This is a genomic window from Sorangium sp. So ce296 (assembly GCF_051529605.1).
Classification (GTDB): domain Bacteria; phylum Myxococcota_A; class Polyangia; order Polyangiales; family Polyangiaceae; genus Sorangium; species Sorangium cellulosum_D.
Genome location: NZ_CP150325.1, coordinates 5,565,329 through 5,580,865, shown reverse-complemented (window position 1 = coordinate 5,580,865; position 15,537 = coordinate 5,565,329). Strand labels below are relative to the sequence as shown.

Below are 15,537 nucleotides of genomic sequence, written 5' to 3'. Positions count from 1 at the left end.
GCGCTCGGCGGCGCTCCGCCGCGCTCCGCCGCGCGCCGCCGTTTTTTTCGCCGGCGCCGCGCGCCATGGCACGCTGGCGCGGCTTTGCCGATGCCTCCGACACGCCGAGCCGCCGCAAAGGAACGCTCCAAGGAGCCGCCGCACCGCCTGTGCGCCCTCGCCGCCGCGCTGCTCTGCGCGGCCGGATGCACGGAGAAGCTCGAGTCCGTCGAGCTGCCGGGCATCGACCTGCCGGGCCTCGATTGGCCAAAGACGAGCGCGCCCGCGGCGCCGTCGAGCGCGGCGCCGCGGGCCCAGGGCGCGGCGAGCGCGGCCGGCGCGGCGAGCGCGGCGCCGCGGCCCCCGGGGGCGCGCGCCGCCGCGGCGGCGAGCCAGCCCGAGTGCGACGAGCTGCCGTCGGAGGAGGAGGAGCGGCGCGCGCAGCTGCCGCCCCTGACGGCGCTCGGGAAGGCGGTGCCCACGGAGCCGTGGACCCCGCCGCCGTACGAGGTGCTGCCGGGCGTGACGCTCCCCGCGCCGATCGCCGCCAAGCTCGAGCGGATCGACCGGGGCTACGCGCGCCGCACGCGCGAGCACCTCGTGATCACGAGCGGGACACGCGACGCGAACCGACAGGCCCGGGCCATGTTCACGAAGCTCAGGCTCGGCGAGGATCTCCTCAAGCTCTACCGGAACAAGGCGGCGGTCCAGGAGATCACGAAGGCGTACCGGGCGAGCTCGGGCAAGCCGCCGGAGCAGGTGGTCGCCGCCATGGAGGCCGTGATCCAGGACCAGATCGACCGGGGGGTCTACGTCTCCGCGCACCTGCGCCGAGGCGCCGTGGACGTGCGCAACAGGACCATGTCGCCGAAGGAGAAGCGCGCGTTCCTCGAGAGCGCCTCCGAGGTCGGGGGCGTCCTGGTCATCGAAGAGACGACGCCCGCGCACTACCACCTGCAGATCGACTGACGAGCAGGCCGCCGCTCCAGGTCGCCGGCTCCGGCCTCCCCGTGGCGCGTCCACGGACGCGCCGCGGTCGGGCAGGGCGCGTCAGTTGACACGCACCGGCGCGGCCGGGCCCGCCGCGCGGCGCAGGTGCAGCGAGAGCGCCAGGAGCATGGCCCCCACCGCGATCGCGAACGACCCGATGAGCCAGCTGATCGCCAGCACGCCCGCCGCCGGCAGCGCCACCATGAGGACGCCGAAGATCACCGAGGTGACGCCGCTCAGCCCGAGCCAGAGCTCGTTGGCGATCATGTGCCGGAGCCGCACCGCGCCGATGATCCGGAAGATGCCGGTCACGATGGCCCACGCCGCGATCAGGCCGTAGAGCGAGAGCGCGGTGATGATGGGCCGCCAGAACGTCAGCAGGGCGATACCGATGTCGAAGAGGCCCTCGACCACGGTGATCCCCCCGCCCCGGCCGCCGATCGCGGACGCGAGCGCGGCGCAGCCGTCGAGCAGCGCCCACATGCCGAACAGCAGGACGAGCGTGGCCAGCGACGGGAGCGGCCACAGGAAGAACAGGATCCCGATGAGGATCCCGACGACGCCCCTCACGGCGATCACCCACCAATACCGCCCCAGCAGCTCCATGCTTTCCCCCTCCTCTGGCGCCCACGGCGCTCGCTCTCAGCAGACGCGCGCCGCCTGGTCACGCCGCGCGCTGCCGCTCCCTCGCGGTGCGCTGTACCGCTCTTGCCCGCTCGGATTCACGCTGCCCTGAGCGAATGCACGTCCCCTGCCCGCCGGCAGCGGACGAGCTGCTCAACGGAGCGCTTCGGCGCCCAGGCCGCCGAGGCCATCCGCGCGGCGGCCGGCCTCGACGCGCCGAGCCTGTTCCGCCGTCGCCCGCGCCGCCGGGAGGTTTACAGGCCGGCGATCGGCCCGCCCGCAGGGTCGCCGTACTTCGACAGCTCGACGCCGAAGTAGTTGATGATCGAGCAATGGAGCGCGCCGGTGGGCGCGCTGTTCGCGTGCACGGCGCGGCCCGTCTCGAAGCCGCCCACGTGCCCGGCGAGCATGATGGGCATGTTCTTCCGACCGTGGGAGTCGCCGTCGCCGTTCTCGGACGTGTAGAGCACGAGCGACTCGTCGAGCAGGTTGCCCGTCGCGGTGGTCGCGGCCTTCATGGCGTTGAGCAGGTACGCGAAGCGGCGCACCTTGAACCGCGAGGTCTGCACGACGCGGGCGTTGGCGATGCGCATCGCCTCCGCCTGCGGCAGGCTGTCGAGGTCGGTCGCGCGATCGCGGTCGCCGAGCTTGTGCGAGATGAAGTGGTCGCTCCAGGTCCCCACGCCGTCGGGCAGGTCGTAGCCGGAGAAGTCGAGACCCCAGCTGTTCGAGTACTGCAAGACGAGCACCCGCGTCAGATCGCAGGTGAGCGCGAGCAGCCCGAGATCGATCATCTGCTTGAACTTGCCGTGCAGGTCGAGGCCCCGCGCGGGCTTGCCGGGGACGGTGCAGCTCGACTGGGTCGTGGACTGGATCTGCCTCTCCAGCTCGAACACCGACTCGAGGTGCTGCTCCACGCGCGCCCGGTCCGCCGCGCCGAGGCGCTGGTTCAGCCGCCTCGCGTCCTCCCTCACCCAGTCGAGGACGCTGGCGCGGCGCCGCCGGATGTTGTCCATCTCCTCGTTCGGGCTGCCCAGGTTGCTGAAGAGCGTGTCGAACAGGGTGGCCGGCTCGCGGAACGCGTCCTCGACCTGACCGCCGTCCCGGAACGAGATGAAGCCCTGCGTGACCGCCGTGTCGCCCGTCGGAGACAGGTTGAGGCTGCGGTACGGGGTCTCGGCCGCGATGTGATCGGCCAGGTACTGGTCGAGCGTCGCCTTCTTCGGGACCGCCTGCCCGCCGCCGTCGGTGTGGGCGCAGAGCGCCATCGCCGGGCTGTGGATGTCGGAGCAGATCACCTGGTGATCGACGCCGGACACCATCGTGACATCGCGCCAAATCGGATCCCCCGCCGGCCACTCGCGCTCGGCGTCGAAGCCCTTCATGTCCACGAGGCACGGCGTCAGGCCCTCGGCCGAGAGCGGACCGGCCGTGCGCGGGTGCCACGCGCCGGGATCGGTGCCGTTGGGGACGAAGAAGGCCACGAAGCGCTTCGGGTCCGCCGGCGCGGCGCTGGCGCGCTGCGGCCGCATCGCGTCGAGGAACGGGAGGGCGACCGCGACGCCGGCGCCGCGGAGCAGAGCTCTTCTCGAGATCTTCACTGGCGACACTCCTCTTCCATCATCGGTCGGACGGGTTGCGAGCACATCACTCTGGCGCCCTCCGCAGCCGGAACGCCGGAGACCGCACGATGGCGGTCAGGAAGGAACGGAATCGGTTGCCGTCCTGCGCGAAGCTCTCCGCGGCGGCGTCGATGGCGCAGCGATCCTCGACCGCGGGCTCGCGCCCCTGGGTGTACGTGAACAGCTTCTCCGCGACGCAGGCGGCGAGATCGGGGCTGCGCCGGAGCTCCGCCGCCAGGGCGGCGAGCGAGTCGAACGACTCGTTGGCTGCGCCCTGGAAGCGCGGCTCCAGCCCGAACTCGTCGATACCGATGCTCCCGTCGTACCGCCCCTCCTTGTCGTACTGGGCGAAGCCGACGCCGATGGGATCAATGAGCGCGTGGCAGCCGGCGCACCCCGCCTGGGTGTTGCGCTTCTCGAGGACCTCGAGGTAGCTCAGGCCGGACAGCTCGCTCTCCAGCTCCTCGAGCAGCCCGGCGGGGATGGTGATCTTCTGGCAGAGGAAGGCCGCCCGGAGCCACTGGCCGCGCACGGCGATGAGGTCGCCGTCATTCTTGGCGCTGATCAGGCTGGCGTGCGTGAGCAGCCCGGTGTTCGCCCGGTGGTGCCCGGCCGGGAGCTCCACGCGCGTCACGCCGTCGCCCGTCGCCTCGAGGCCGTAGAACTTCGCGAGCGCCGGGGTGACGTACGTGTGGTTCGCGGTGAGCGCGTCGAAGAAGTCGACGCCGGGGGTGAAGGCGTGCTCGTCGAGGACGAGCTCGCTCTCGGTGATCATGTCCGCGAGCAGGGCGGGCGTCGCCGCGTCCGGGTTGGCCGGCGGGCGGAGCTGCTCGAAGGTGAGCCACTGCTTGAAGAAGGCGTTGAAGAAGAGCGGCGTCCGCTCGTCCTCGACCATCTCCTCGGCGACCGCGAGGAGCCCATCGGGCGTGTCGAGCTCGCCGGCCTCCGCGCGCGACAGCAGCGCCGCGCTCGGCGACCGGCCCCAGAGCGTGAACGACAACCGCGAGGCGAGCTCCAGCGACGACAGGGGCGACGTCTCGGCGCCGTTCGCGCCGACCTCGATCCGGAACAGGAAGCTGGGCGAGGTGAGCAGCGCCTCGATGACGAAGCGAAACGCGTCCGCCCTGTCCTGCGCGACGTCGGTCGCTCGCGCGACCAGGTCGCTGACCTCCTCGGCCGACAGCGGCTTTCGATACGCCAGCTTGCCGAAGCGCTGCACGAAGCGCTCGAGGCAATCGGCGGCCTCCGGCTCGCAGCCGAGCACCGAAGCCCGGCGCGCCTCGTCCGCCATGAGCTCCTGCCCGAGCGACTCCGCCGTCGCCAGATAGGCGCGGAGATGCTGATCCGAGACGTTCTGGAGGGCGGCGATCGTCCGGAATCCGCCCTGGCCGGTATCTTCCGGGATGCTGTCCACGACGGGCGGCTCGGCGAGCTGGAACAGATCCTGGAGCGTCAGCTGGTACTCGAGCCGGGACAGGCGGCGCAGGACGCTCGGGCTCGTTCGAGCGACGCTGCAGTCTTGCGCCGTCGGCTGCCCGGTGACGGGATCGATGGGGTCGCTGATGTCGCCACCAGGGCTGCCGTCGCTGTTGCCGAGCTGCCCGGTACAGGCAATCCCCGTCAGGCAGAAGAGCGCCACGGCGGACATGCCCACCGCGAGGGAACGCCGGAGGAACGGTACCGATCGATCGGTGTCGGGCGGCATTGTCTTGCTCATGGAGTGACCAGCCATTCCGGTGGAGCGCACCTGGCGCACGCCGAGACATTTCGGCGATGCGCGGCGTCGTGGTCTGAGGCGCACTTTTGAAGCAAGGCGGTACGTGCGCGCCCCGGCGTCTGCTCGGGGCAGGGATCATATTCCCATAGCATGCTCCTCTGATCGCCGCATGGCGCGGATCGCTGTCTGCCGCGCGCCTGACTCGGCGCTAGCCGAAGTTACAGGAGGCCAAATCTGGTATATTGCAGGCTCACTGCCGAGCGCCGGCGCGACGGCGGCCCGGCTGCGACAGGCGAGCTTGGCGACGGCGAGGCCGGGCGCGAGGCCCGAGGAGACACGGCATGACACGCACCGACTACGAACAGATCGCGGGGGTCTTCGATCGGCGTTATCAGGGGGGCAGGTACGCCGGGGCCGAGCAGGTGGTGCTCGACGTGCTCGGGCCTTCACGAGGGCGGCGCGCGCTCGAGGTGGGGTGCGGGACGGGGCACTGGCTGGAGCTCTTGCACAAGAACGGGTTCGAGGTGGCCGGGCTCGACGCGTCGCCCGGCATGCTCGAGCAAGCGCGCGCTCGCCTGCCGTCGGCGACGCTCGTCCACGGCTCGGCGGAGCAGCTCCCCTTCCCCGACGCCGGGTTCGATTGCGTGCTCTGCGTCAACGCGCTGCACCACTTCGGTGAGCCGCGCGGGTTCATGGCCGAGGCGCACCGGGTCCTCGGCCCCGGAGGCATCCTCATCAACATCGGCCTCGATCCGCACCAGGGGATCGACCGCTGGTTCGTTTACGACTACTTCGACTCGACCCGGGAGCTCGACCTGAAGCGGTACGCATCGGTGGACACCGTGCGGCGCTGGCTCGACGAGAGCGGGTTCCGCGTCGACGGGACGAGGCTCGCCGCGCACATCGAGCGGCAGGTCCCCGCTTCGGAGGCCCTCGCGAAGGGCATCGATCCGCGCGACACGAGCCAGCTCGCCTTGCTGACGCCGGAGGCCTTCGCGGCGGGGGTCGACCGGATCCGGCAGGAAGAGGCGATGGCGCGGCAGCGCGGCGGCGAGCTCGCGCTGGTCGTCGACCTGCGCATGTGGGCCACCGTCGCCCGGAAGCCCTGAGCCGAGCGGGCGCGCCCGCGCTGCCGTCGAGCCGGGCCCTCCCGGGCATCGATCATCGCGCGAGGATGAGCAGCGAATACCCGCCCAGCACGCGGGCGGTGAAGTCTTGATCCAGCGCGAACAAGAGCCGCCTCGGATACCTCAGTAGCTTCGCCTTGAAGGACTTGCTCGAGAGCTCCACGGATCCGGCGGTGTAGAAATAGTCGACGATCTCGTAGCCGGCCTCCTGCAAGCTCGCCAGCGCCGTCTGCTTCACGAAATAGTGGATGTGCCCCACGTTCCTGCGCACGTCGAGGATGGGCTTCATCCGCAGGACCGCCTGGACCGAGAGGTCCAGGGGCACGTGCAGGATCTTGTACTCTGCCTTGCCCTTCAGCTTCCGCAGGAAGGTGTAGTAGTCCTCCACGTGCTCGATGACGTCGATGATCATCAGGACGTCGCACTGGAAATCCTTCTCCAGGAGGTCTTCCTGATGAAACGTCAGCCGATCTTTCTCTCTCGCCTTCGCCAGCTGGAACGCCTGGGGAGAGATGTCGTAGCCGTGGAAGTCCACCGACGCCGGCAGCTGCTGATGCAGCTGATTCAGGACCTCTCCGACGCCGCACCCCACCTCGTACACGACCTTCGGCTGGATGTGGTTCTTCTCCAGGATCCGGAGGATCTGCTTGGCTTTCCACGGGGAGTCCTCCGCGTGCCAAGTCTTGTTGTTCTCCAGGTACCCGCCCTCCGTGTAAAGTCCCGCGCTCGTCATGCGACCTCCCCTCTGGCACTCACGTCGTGCCGTATGATGCGCCGGCAGCGGGGGCACTCCTCGTGGATGAGCTCCCGCACGGCGCGCAGATCCGCGCGCCGAATGGGCCGCCGGCCGGCCCGTCACCGCGTCGCTTCGCGGCGGAGGGCCGCCGTCTCGCCGCGCGCGAAGACCCGCTGAACGAACGGCCGCTCAGCAGCCCTCGCGGCGCCATCCCCGGTCCTGCGGGCGAGCTGCTCGCGCCCCGGCCCCCTCGTTCCGCCATTCGGCGAGCGAGCTGCTCGCCGCCGGAGTCGCCCTCCTCGACCCCGGACCCGGGCGCGCGCCGCCCTTGATGCGGGCTTCGGTCACGACCTCGTCCCACTGCGCGTCGTAGCCCTCGAAGTGGACCCGGTAGGAGCCAGGGGCGACGACGCCGGTGATGATCGCCGGCTTGTACGCCCCCTTCCACTCGACATCGACGCGATCGCCGACCTTCCTCGCGCTGGCGCCGCCCGAGGCGCGCTGCTCCTCGTCGCGGAGGCGCCGGGCGCTCCCCTCGTGCAAGCACTGCTCCCGGTGGCACGCGAGCCCGGAAGCGCAGTCGTCGTCGGCGCGGCACGGCGACCCGAGCGGCGCCTTCTTCCCGCAGGCAGCGAGCGCCACAGGCAAGGTGGCCAGGATCACGAGCGCTCTCAGGGCGGCGATGGCTCGAACGCGCACGACGCGGGATCCCAGCAGAGCGGCCGCTGCCCGACAACAGGAATCGCGAGGCCCGCGGCCTCGCATCGCCTCCGCTTCTTCACCGCCTCCCCTTCGTTCCCCTCCCCCTTCGTTCCCCTCCCCTTCGCCCTCCCCGCGGCGCCCCGGACACGCGATGTCCCCGCGCCCCCAGCGAACCGCGCCCTGCCAGCGGGGCCGCCCTCTGCTATGGTCGCCCCCGCCGTGCGTCTGCTCGCCGCCCTCGCGCCCGTGGCCTTGCTCGTCGCGGCGCTGCCGCTCCTGGGCTGCGGCGGCGCCCCCGCGACGGACGCGGGCGTGTGCGCGGGCGCGGGCGTCTGCGGGGCCCGCTACTGCGTCGCAGGGCGCTGCCGGCCGCCGAGCGACCTCCCCTCGCCCATCGACGCGCGCCGCGTGCTGCTCCCGCCGGCGGACCTCGCCGTCCTCGCGGAGGACGGCGGCGCCGCGGCCGCGCCCGGCGTGCCCGACGCGGTCGCGCTCGGCCACGCCGGGGCGGGCGACGTCGTCCTGCTGCTCCGGTTCACGCCGACCTTCGGCGTCGACGCCGACATCGCGAGCGCGTTCGTCCTGCTGGAGCCCGCCCCGCTGGCGCCGCCCGCCGAGCGCGCGCTCACCCTGGAGGTCGCGCGCATCCTCGAGCCGTGGCGCTCGGAGACGGCGACGTGGGGCCGGCAGCCGCGCCTGTCGATCCCGGAGGCCGCCGCCATCGTGCGGCGCCGCCCAGCGACGCCGCTGCGGATCGACGTCACCTCGCTCGTGCGCGACTGGGCCAGGCGGCGCAAGGACGACCACGGCATCGCCATCCTCGCGCCGGGCAGCGACGCCGTCGGGGCCGCGACGTCGATGGGCATCTCCCAGGGCGCCGGCCCTCTCCTCGAGGTGTACGTACGGTGAGCACCGGGCACGACGACGAGGACGACGACGCCGGCGCGCGGCACTCGCTCCCCCTGCCGCTCATCCGGCACGACCGCGGCGGGAGGCCCGCCACGCCCAGCGTCCCGCCCGCGTCCGGCGCGCCGCTCACGCCGAGCGCCCCGCCGCTCACGCCGAGCGCCCCGCCGCTCACGCCGAGCGCCCCGCCGCTCACGCCGAGCACCCCGCCGCTCACGCCGAGCACCCCGCCGCTCACGCCCGGCGCCCCGCCGCTCTCGCCCAGCGCGCCGCCCCTCGCCCGCGGCCTGCTCGACGACGACGAGCCCGCCGTCACCCAGCGCTCGGCGGCGAGCGTGCGCCCCTTCCCGCTGCTCCGCCCGGCGCCGCCGCCGGTGGCCGAGGAGGCCCCGCCGCCCGCGCTGCTCCGGGTGAGCGACCTCCGCGTCTCGTTCACCGCCGACGGCCGCGTCACCCGCGCCCTCGACGGCGTGTCGTTCACCGTGCCGCGCGGGCGCACCGTCGCGCTCGTCGGCGAGTCGGGGTGCGGCAAGACGGTGACCGCGCTCAGCATCCTGCGGCTCCTGCCCGCGCCCTACGCGGCCATCGACGGCGGCTCGATCGAGCTCGACGGCCAGGACCTCCTCGCGCTCGGCGAGCGCGAGATGCGCGCCGTGCGCGGCGGGAAGATCGGCATGATCTTCCAGGAGCCGATGACCTCGCTGAACCCCGTCTACACGGTCAGCGCGCAGATCGCCGAGGCCGTCCGGCTGCACCTGCCCATGTCCCGCGGCGACGCCCGGCTCTACGCGGTGAGCCTGCTGCGCAAGGTCGGCTTCCCCGAGCCCGAGGTGCGCGCGAACAGCTACCCGCACGAGCTGTCCGGCGGGATGCGCCAGCGCGTCATGATCGCGATGGCCCTCGCGCCAGGGCCCTCGCTGCTCATCGCCGACGAGCCGACCACCGCGCTCGACATGACCACGCAGGCGCAGATCCTGGACCTCCTCGAGCGCATCAAGGCTGAAACGTCGATGAGCCTCCTGCTCATCGCCCACGATCTCGCCGTGGTCGGCGAGCTCGCGGACGAGATCGTCGTCCTCTACGCCGGGGTCGTCGTGGAGCAGGGGCCCGCGCGCAACGTGCTCGCGGCGCCGTCGCACCCGTACACGCGCGCCCTCCTCCGGAGCATCCCGGCGCGCGGGTTCCGCCCGCCCCGCGTGCGCGGCCAGCGCTCGATGCGCCTGCCGACCATCCCGGGCGGGCTGCCCGATCTGCGCGATCCGCCGCGCGGCTGCCGCTTCAGCGACCGCTGCGAGGCCGTGTTCGATCGCTGCCGCGTCGAGCCGCCGGACATGTACGCGGTCCCGCCCGGCACGGGGCGCCACGCGGCGCGCTGCTTTCTCCTCACGGGCCCGGGACGCGCGGGTGACGAGGGCGCCGCGTGACGCGCGACCGCGTCCTCCCGCCGCCCGGTCCGAGCGACGGCGCCGGCGCGGCGCGCCCCGAGAGCATGCCGCCCGAGAGCATGCGCCCCGAGAGCGCTCGCCCCGAGAGCATGCCCCCCGGGAGCTTGCGCCCCGAGAGCATGCCCCCCGGGAGCCTGCGCCCCGAGAGCATGCCCCCCGGGAGCCTGCGCTTCGACAGCGCGCGGGGCGAGCGGCCGCTCGTCCAGGCGGAGCGGCTCTCGAAGCTGTACCCGGTCCAGCGCGGCCCCTTCGCGAAGCCGGCGTTCGTGCAGGCCGTCGACGGGGTGAGCTTCCACGTCGACCGCGGCGAGACGCTCGGCCTCGTCGGCGAGTCGGGCTCCGGCAAGAGCACCCTCGGGCGCCTCGCGATCCGGCTCATCGAGCCCACGGTCGGCCGCGTCCTCTTCGACGGCGTGGACCTCACGACCCTCTCGGCCCGCGCGCTCCGGGCCACGCGCCGGCGGATGCAGATCGTCTTCCAGGACCCGTACGGCTCGCTCAACCCGCGCATGACGCTGCGCGAGATCGTCGGCGAGGGCATCGTGATCCACCGCCTCGCGCGGAGCCGCGACGAGGAGACCGCGATGGTCGAGGGCGTGCTCCAGCGGGTCGGGCTGCGGCCGGACATGATGGAGCGCTTCCCCCACGAGCTCTCCGGCGGGCAGCGGCAGCGGGTCGCGATCGCCAGGGCGCTCGCGGTGCGCCCGGACTTCATCGTCTGCGACGAGCCCGTGAGCGCGCTCGATCTCTCGGTCCAGGCCCAGATCGTCAACCTGCTGGAGGAGCTCCAGGACGAGCTCTCGCTCAGCCTCCTGTTCATCTCGCACGACCTCCGCGTGGTCGAGCACGTGAGCCACCGCGTCGCCGTGATGTACCTCGGCCGGATCGTCGAGATCGGCCCGGCGCAGCGCGTGACCGAGCGGCGGCACCACCCGTACACGCGCGCGCTCTTCGAGGCGACGCCCTCGATCGAGCGCGGGGGCAAGGCGCGGCGCCTGCTCCCGGGCGCGCCCGGGAGCGCGATCAACCCGCCCGAGGGCTGCGTGTTCCACCCGCGCTGCCGGAAGGCGGAAGAGGGCAAGTGCGACGTCGAGATCCCGCCGCTCGAGGAGCTCGTCCCCGGGAGCGGCCACCGCGTGGCGTGCTGGTACCCCGAGGCCGAGTGAGCCAGCGCGGCCGGCACGCTCCCGGCGCGCGGCGGCCCAGGGTGGCACAACCGCTGGCTCGGGGCGGCCAGGGCCCTGCGCTGCTCCGGCCGATCTCGCGCGCCCTCGCCGGAGGTATCTTCTTTGCCGCGCTGATGCCCGTGCGCCACAGCCGACGAGCAAGGTGGCGCGAAGGATGAGAGGTGAGCGAATGGCGAATGACATGCTTCGAGCTCTGGCGGTGGCCGTGCTGTCCGGCGTGTGCCTGACGGGCTGCGGCGGCGGCAACGGGGGCGGGGGCGGCGCGGGCGGCGCCGGCAGCGGCGGGACCGACGCCGGCGGCGGCGGGGCGCCGCCGGGGGCCGAGCCGTGCGCGGTGCGCGACGTGGAGGGCACGATCCCGGGCGTGAAGATATCGATCTCGTCGAGCCGGTGCATTTACCGGGTGGGAGAGCCGGCGGAGTTCACGTACGAGGTCACGACCGACTCCAGCGTTCCTCCGATCGCGATCGCGGCCTCCGACGGGTGCGGGCGCTGCGTCGAGCCGAGCGCGGATCCGCTCTCGTTCGTCGCGTACCGGATCAGCGGGGAGTCGGAGGCGGGCGATCCGCAGAGCTACTGCCTGTGCGACGTGGGATGTTGCGCGCCGGACGAGGCGGCGACCGTGCAGGTCGACGCGACGACGGCGACCCAGACGTTCCGCTGGTCGGGGCGGCAGTGGAACGGGCCCTCCGACACGAACAACCCGGAAGACGACTTCTTCCCGCCGGGGACCTACGATGTCGAGGTGACGTTCGACGGCGAGGAGCAGGGCTCCGTGACGGCGAAGCTGCCGATCGAGATCGTCCGCTAGCCAGCGGCCGGGACGCCCGGCGCGACGCTCCGCTGCCGGTCAGTGAGCAACGCCGGGGCAGGGAGCAGCGCCGGGGTCGCCCGGCGTTTCTGCTAAGGTCCGCGCACGATGCACGCCTGGCGCGGACACTCCTTCGGCTCCCCCGAGATCCTGGTCTGGGAAGAGGTGGACGACCCCTCGCTCGCCGAAGGGGAGGTCCGGATCGAGATCGCCGCCTCGGCGATCAACTTCCCCGACGTGCTCTTCACGGCAGGCGCCCATCAGGTCAAGCCGACTCCGCCGTTCATCCCCGGCTTCGAGGTCGCCGGCGTGGTGGTCGAGAGCCGCGCGCCGTCGCTGCCGACGGGCACCCGCGTGGCCGCGACGCTGCCCGGCTCCGGGGGATACGCGACGCACGCGATCGCCGGCCCGCGCACGACCTACGCGCTCCCGGCCGGCATGCCGTTCGAGGACGCGGCGGCGCTGACCATCACGTACCAGACAGGCTACCTCGCGCTGCACCGGCGCGCCCGCGTGAGGCCCGGCGACACGGTCCTCGTGCACGCGGGCGCGGGCGGCGTCGGCAGCGCGGCGATCCAGCTCGCCAGGGCGGCCGGCGCGACCGTCATCGCGACCGCCGGCGGCGAGCAGAAGGCGGCGGTCTGCCGCGCGCTCGGCGCCGACGTCGCGATCGACTACCGGCGCGAGGACTTCGTCGCCATCGTCAAGGAGCGGACCGCGGGCCGAGGCGCCGATATCATCTTCGACCCCGTCGGCGGAGACGTCTTCGACCAGTCCACCAAATGCGTCGCCTTCGAGGGCCGCATCGTGGTGATCGGCTTCGCGTCGGGCCGCTTCCCCGCCCCGCGCGCGAACCACATGCTCGTGAAGAACTACGACGTCCTCGGCTTTTACTGGGGCACCTACAGCCGCGCAGAGCCCGCCGTGACGCGAGCCGCGCAGGACGCGCTCTATGCGATGGTTGGCCAGGGCGCGATCAAGCCGCTCATCTCGGCGGCGCTGCCGATGGCCGAGGCGAAGGCCGCCATGACGGCGGTCGCGTCCCGCGCGACCACCGGCAAGGTGGTGCTCCTCGCGAAGCCCTGAGGGGCGCCGCCGTCGCTCCGGCGAGCGGCGGCGGCGCGGTGGGAGGGGGTCAGTTGCAGGCGTTCCCGGTGGACGTCTCTTCGAGCGTGCCGAGCGTGTCCTGGTCCGTCGTCTTCAGGCCGAAGCCGTAGGGGAACAGCGCCATCTGACCGTCGTTGCGGTTCACGCGCTGGCACTCGCTCCCGGGCCACGAGAACGACAGCTTGCCCTGGAACTCCTGCACACCGAAGAGCACGTCGGCCACGCCGCCGCCCTCCGAGCCGGGGAGCCACGCCGCCACGAAGGCGTTGGAGGCGTTCAGCTCCTTGTTCACGTACAGCGGGCGGCCCGACAGGAAGACCGTCACGATCGGCAGCTCCGGCTTGGCCTGGCGGATGGCCTTGAGCACCTGGAGGTCCTCGGGGTGGAAGCGCGCGTGCTCCAGCGTCTTCGCGTGTTCGATGTTGTCGTCGGCGTCCTTCCCGGGCTGGATATCCCCCTTCATCTCCGCGTAGGGCGTCTCGCCGATCACCACGATCGCCGCGTCGAAATTGCCCGACGAGGCGGCGGCGCCGTCGGCGCTCAGCGTCGCCTGACCGCCGCCCGCCGACACGAGCTCCTGGATTCCCTTGTAGATGGACGTGGCGCCCGGGAAATCCGCGTTCGTGTTCTCCGTGCCCTGCCACGTCCGCGACCACCCGCCGGCCTGGTTCGAGATGTTGTCCGCGGACTTGCCCGCCACGAGCACGCGCGACGACCGCTCGAGGGGGAGCACCGAGCCCGCGTTCTTGAGGAGCACGAGCGACTTCCGGACCGCCTCGCGCGCGAGGTCCCGGTGCTCCCTGGCGCCGAGCACCGACTGCTCGCCCGCGAACATGCGCTCCGACGGGGCGCCCTTCGTCTTCTTCGGGCCGAGGAGCCCGGCCCGCATCTTGACGCGCAGGATCCTCGTCACGGCGTCGTTGACCCGCTCCATCTTGATCGTGCCGGAGTTCACCTGCGAGAGGGTGTTCATGTAGAACGCCTTCCAGTCGGTCGGGACCATGATCATGTCCACGCCGGCGTTGATCGCGGCCGCGCACGAGCTGTTGGTGCAGCCGTCCACCTGCCCGTGGCCGTTCCAGTCGCCGACGACGAAGCCGTCGAAATGGAACTTGTCCTTGAGCACGCCGGTGAGCAGATCGCCCTTGCCGTGCATCTTGTCGCCGCGCACGCGGTTGTACGACGCCATGACCGTCTGCGCGCCCGCCGGGATGGCCGACAGGTAGCCCTGGGCGTGGATCTCGCACAGCTCGGTGTCGCTCGACAGGTTGTTCCCCTGATCATCGCCCTTGTCGGTGCCGCCGTCGCCGATGAAGTGCTTGGCCGTCGCGATGACGCGCGCAGCGCCGAAGAGGTCGGGGCTGTTCGCCGCGCCCTGGATGCCTTTCACGACGCGGCCCGCGTAGGCGTTCACGATCTCGGGATCCTCGGAGTAGCCCTCGTACGTGCGGCCCCACCGGTCGTCACGGACGGTCGCCAGCGTCGGGGCGAAGGTCCAGTCGAGGCCCGTGGCGACGACCTCCTTGGCCGTCGCGGCGCCGATGCGCTCGAGCAGACCGGGCTCGTTCGCCGCGCCGAGGCCGATGTTGTGCGGGAAGAGCGTGGCGCCGCGGACATTGTTGTTCCCGTGCACGGCGTCGATGCCCCAGATGATCGGGATGCCCGGGCGGCCGCCCGACGTGTCCACCGAGGCCCGGTAGAAGTCGTCGGCGAGCGCGACCCAGTCCGCCGCCGTCGCGCCCTTGTTGCTGCCAGGCCAGGAGCCGCCGCCGTTCAGCACCGAGCCGATGTTGTACTGCTTGACCTCGGCCGGCGTGATCGAGCCGATCTCGGCCTGCACCATCTGGCCGACCTTCTGCTCGACGCTCAGCTTGCCGACGAGCTCGGCCACGGCCGCCTCGATCTCCGGATCCTTTGCGATCGCGCTCTCCACCTCGGGCCAGCCGGCGTCGCAGGGGAGGAGGTTCGCGCTGTCGCCGGCGCCGCTGCCGCCGCCGCCGGTGCTGTCGCCCGCGCCGGTGCCGTTGCCGCCGCCGCCGGTGCTGTCGCCCGCGCCGGTGCCGTTGCCGCCCGTGCCGCTGTTGCTGCCGCTGCCGCTGGCGCTCGTGCCGCTGCCGGCGCCCGCTCCGGTCGAGGAGCTGCTCGGATTGTCGGACGTGTCGTCACCGCAGGCGGCCGGCGCGATGACAACCGCCGCCGCCATGATCCATGTCGCATACCGTGTGAGGCGCATAGGTGCTCCCCTTTTTGTCAATGAGATGAAGGATGGGCTCCGAGGTGAACCGTGACAGTCAAGCAAAGCGTCGATTGGGATGAGCCCCGCGCGCCCTTGCGATGCGCCCGAGCGAGGGTGGCGCGCTGGATGACACGGTGCGTCCTGGAACGCTCACCGGTTAACCATGGCCGGAGTCGCGCGGCAATACGGAAACATGATGGCGCAGCGCGGTAATTCACCCGTGGCAGAACGCCACAACCTGCGCAAGAGGGCCACGGCCTGCCCCCGCGATCCGGGGGCGCGCGCTTTTTTCGGAGGTGGCCGCAGATTTGCACGCTACTTTGGCCGATTGGCCGATCGCGCACGCCG

Annotated in this window: 13 protein-coding genes; 7 read left to right on the top strand and 6 right to left on the bottom strand. The window is 72.2% G+C overall.

Features of this window, described 5'->3' with window-relative positions; genetic code table 11:
- The first annotated feature begins 90 nt into the window (after positions 1-90).
- The gene (locus WME98_RS20710; protein ID WP_437952843.1) at positions 91-948 is read left to right on the top strand and encodes a hypothetical protein; all 858 of its coding nucleotides are present in this window, start codon (positions 91-93) and stop codon (positions 946-948) included.
- A gap of 81 nt (positions 949-1,029) precedes the next feature.
- Here the strand turns inward: WME98_RS20710 and WME98_RS20705 are convergent, their stop codons facing one another.
- The 3 genes from WME98_RS20705 to WME98_RS20695 form a co-directional block, all read right to left on the bottom strand.
- Positions 1,030-1,575 carry an HdeD family acid-resistance protein gene (locus tag WME98_RS20705; protein ID WP_437952842.1) on the bottom strand — a complete coding sequence of 182 codons (546 nt, stop codon included), beginning with the start codon at positions 1,573-1,575 and terminating at the stop codon, positions 1,030-1,032.
- A gap of 272 nt (positions 1,576-1,847) precedes the next feature.
- Positions 1,848-3,194: a DUF1552 domain-containing protein gene (locus WME98_RS20700; protein WP_437952841.1), complete on the bottom strand. Its 1,347-nt coding sequence runs from the start codon at positions 3,192-3,194 to the stop codon at positions 1,848-1,850.
- Between the two features lie 46 nt (positions 3,195-3,240).
- Positions 3,241-4,932 carry a DUF1592 domain-containing protein gene (locus tag WME98_RS20695; RefSeq protein WP_437952840.1) on the bottom strand — a complete coding sequence of 564 codons (1,692 nt, stop codon included), beginning with the start codon at positions 4,930-4,932 and terminating at the stop codon, positions 3,241-3,243.
- Between the two features lie 341 nt (positions 4,933-5,273).
- Here WME98_RS20695 and WME98_RS20690 point away from each other — a divergent pair, with 341 nt between their 5' ends.
- Positions 5,274-6,041: a class I SAM-dependent methyltransferase gene (locus tag WME98_RS20690; RefSeq protein WP_437952839.1), complete on the top strand. Its 768-nt coding sequence runs from the start codon at positions 5,274-5,276 to the stop codon at positions 6,039-6,041.
- Between the two features lie 52 nt (positions 6,042-6,093).
- Here the strand turns inward: WME98_RS20690 and WME98_RS20685 are convergent, their stop codons facing one another.
- Together WME98_RS20685 and WME98_RS20680 are read right to left on the bottom strand one after the other, a co-directional pair.
- Complete coding sequence (locus WME98_RS20685; RefSeq protein ID WP_437952838.1) at positions 6,094-6,792, bottom strand: class I SAM-dependent methyltransferase; 699 nt, start codon at positions 6,790-6,792, stop codon at positions 6,094-6,096.
- A gap of 192 nt (positions 6,793-6,984) precedes the next feature.
- Positions 6,985-7,494, bottom strand: a complete 510-nt coding sequence (locus tag WME98_RS20680; protein WP_437952837.1) for a hypothetical protein — start codon at positions 7,492-7,494, stop codon at positions 6,985-6,987.
- A 222-nt stretch (positions 7,495-7,716) separates the two neighbouring features.
- Between WME98_RS20680 and WME98_RS20675 the strand changes: the two genes are divergently transcribed.
- From WME98_RS20675 to WME98_RS20655, 5 genes are all read left to right on the top strand, one after another.
- Positions 7,717-8,406: a hypothetical protein gene (locus WME98_RS20675; RefSeq protein ID WP_437952836.1), complete on the top strand. Its 690-nt coding sequence runs from the start codon at positions 7,717-7,719 to the stop codon at positions 8,404-8,406.
- Complete coding sequence (locus WME98_RS20670) at positions 8,403-9,827, top strand: ABC transporter ATP-binding protein (RefSeq protein WP_437952835.1); 1,425 nt, start codon at positions 8,403-8,405, stop codon at positions 9,825-9,827. Before WME98_RS20675 ends, WME98_RS20670 begins: the two co-directional genes overlap by 4 nt.
- Positions 9,824-11,014: an oligopeptide/dipeptide ABC transporter ATP-binding protein gene (locus WME98_RS20665; protein ID WP_437952834.1), complete on the top strand. Its 1,191-nt coding sequence runs from the start codon at positions 9,824-9,826 to the stop codon at positions 11,012-11,014. The genes WME98_RS20670 and WME98_RS20665 overlap by 4 nt, the downstream gene beginning before the upstream one ends.
- Positions 11,015-11,216: 202 nt before the next feature.
- Entirely contained in the window at positions 11,217-11,846 is a 630-nt protein-coding gene (locus WME98_RS20660) for a hypothetical protein (protein WP_437952833.1), read from the top strand.
- 108 nt (positions 11,847-11,954) lie between these two features.
- The gene (locus WME98_RS20655; protein WP_437952832.1) at positions 11,955-12,932 is read left to right on the top strand and encodes an NADPH:quinone oxidoreductase family protein; all 978 of its coding nucleotides are present in this window, start codon (positions 11,955-11,957) and stop codon (positions 12,930-12,932) included.
- Between the two features lie 49 nt (positions 12,933-12,981).
- Here WME98_RS20655 and WME98_RS20650 read toward each other — a convergent pair whose 3' ends face one another.
- Positions 12,982-15,156 (bottom strand): glycoside hydrolase family 3 protein, encoded by a 2,175-nt coding sequence (locus WME98_RS20650; RefSeq protein ID WP_437952831.1) that lies wholly within the window; start codon positions 15,154-15,156, stop codon positions 12,982-12,984.
- Positions 15,157-15,537 lie beyond the last annotated feature (381 nt).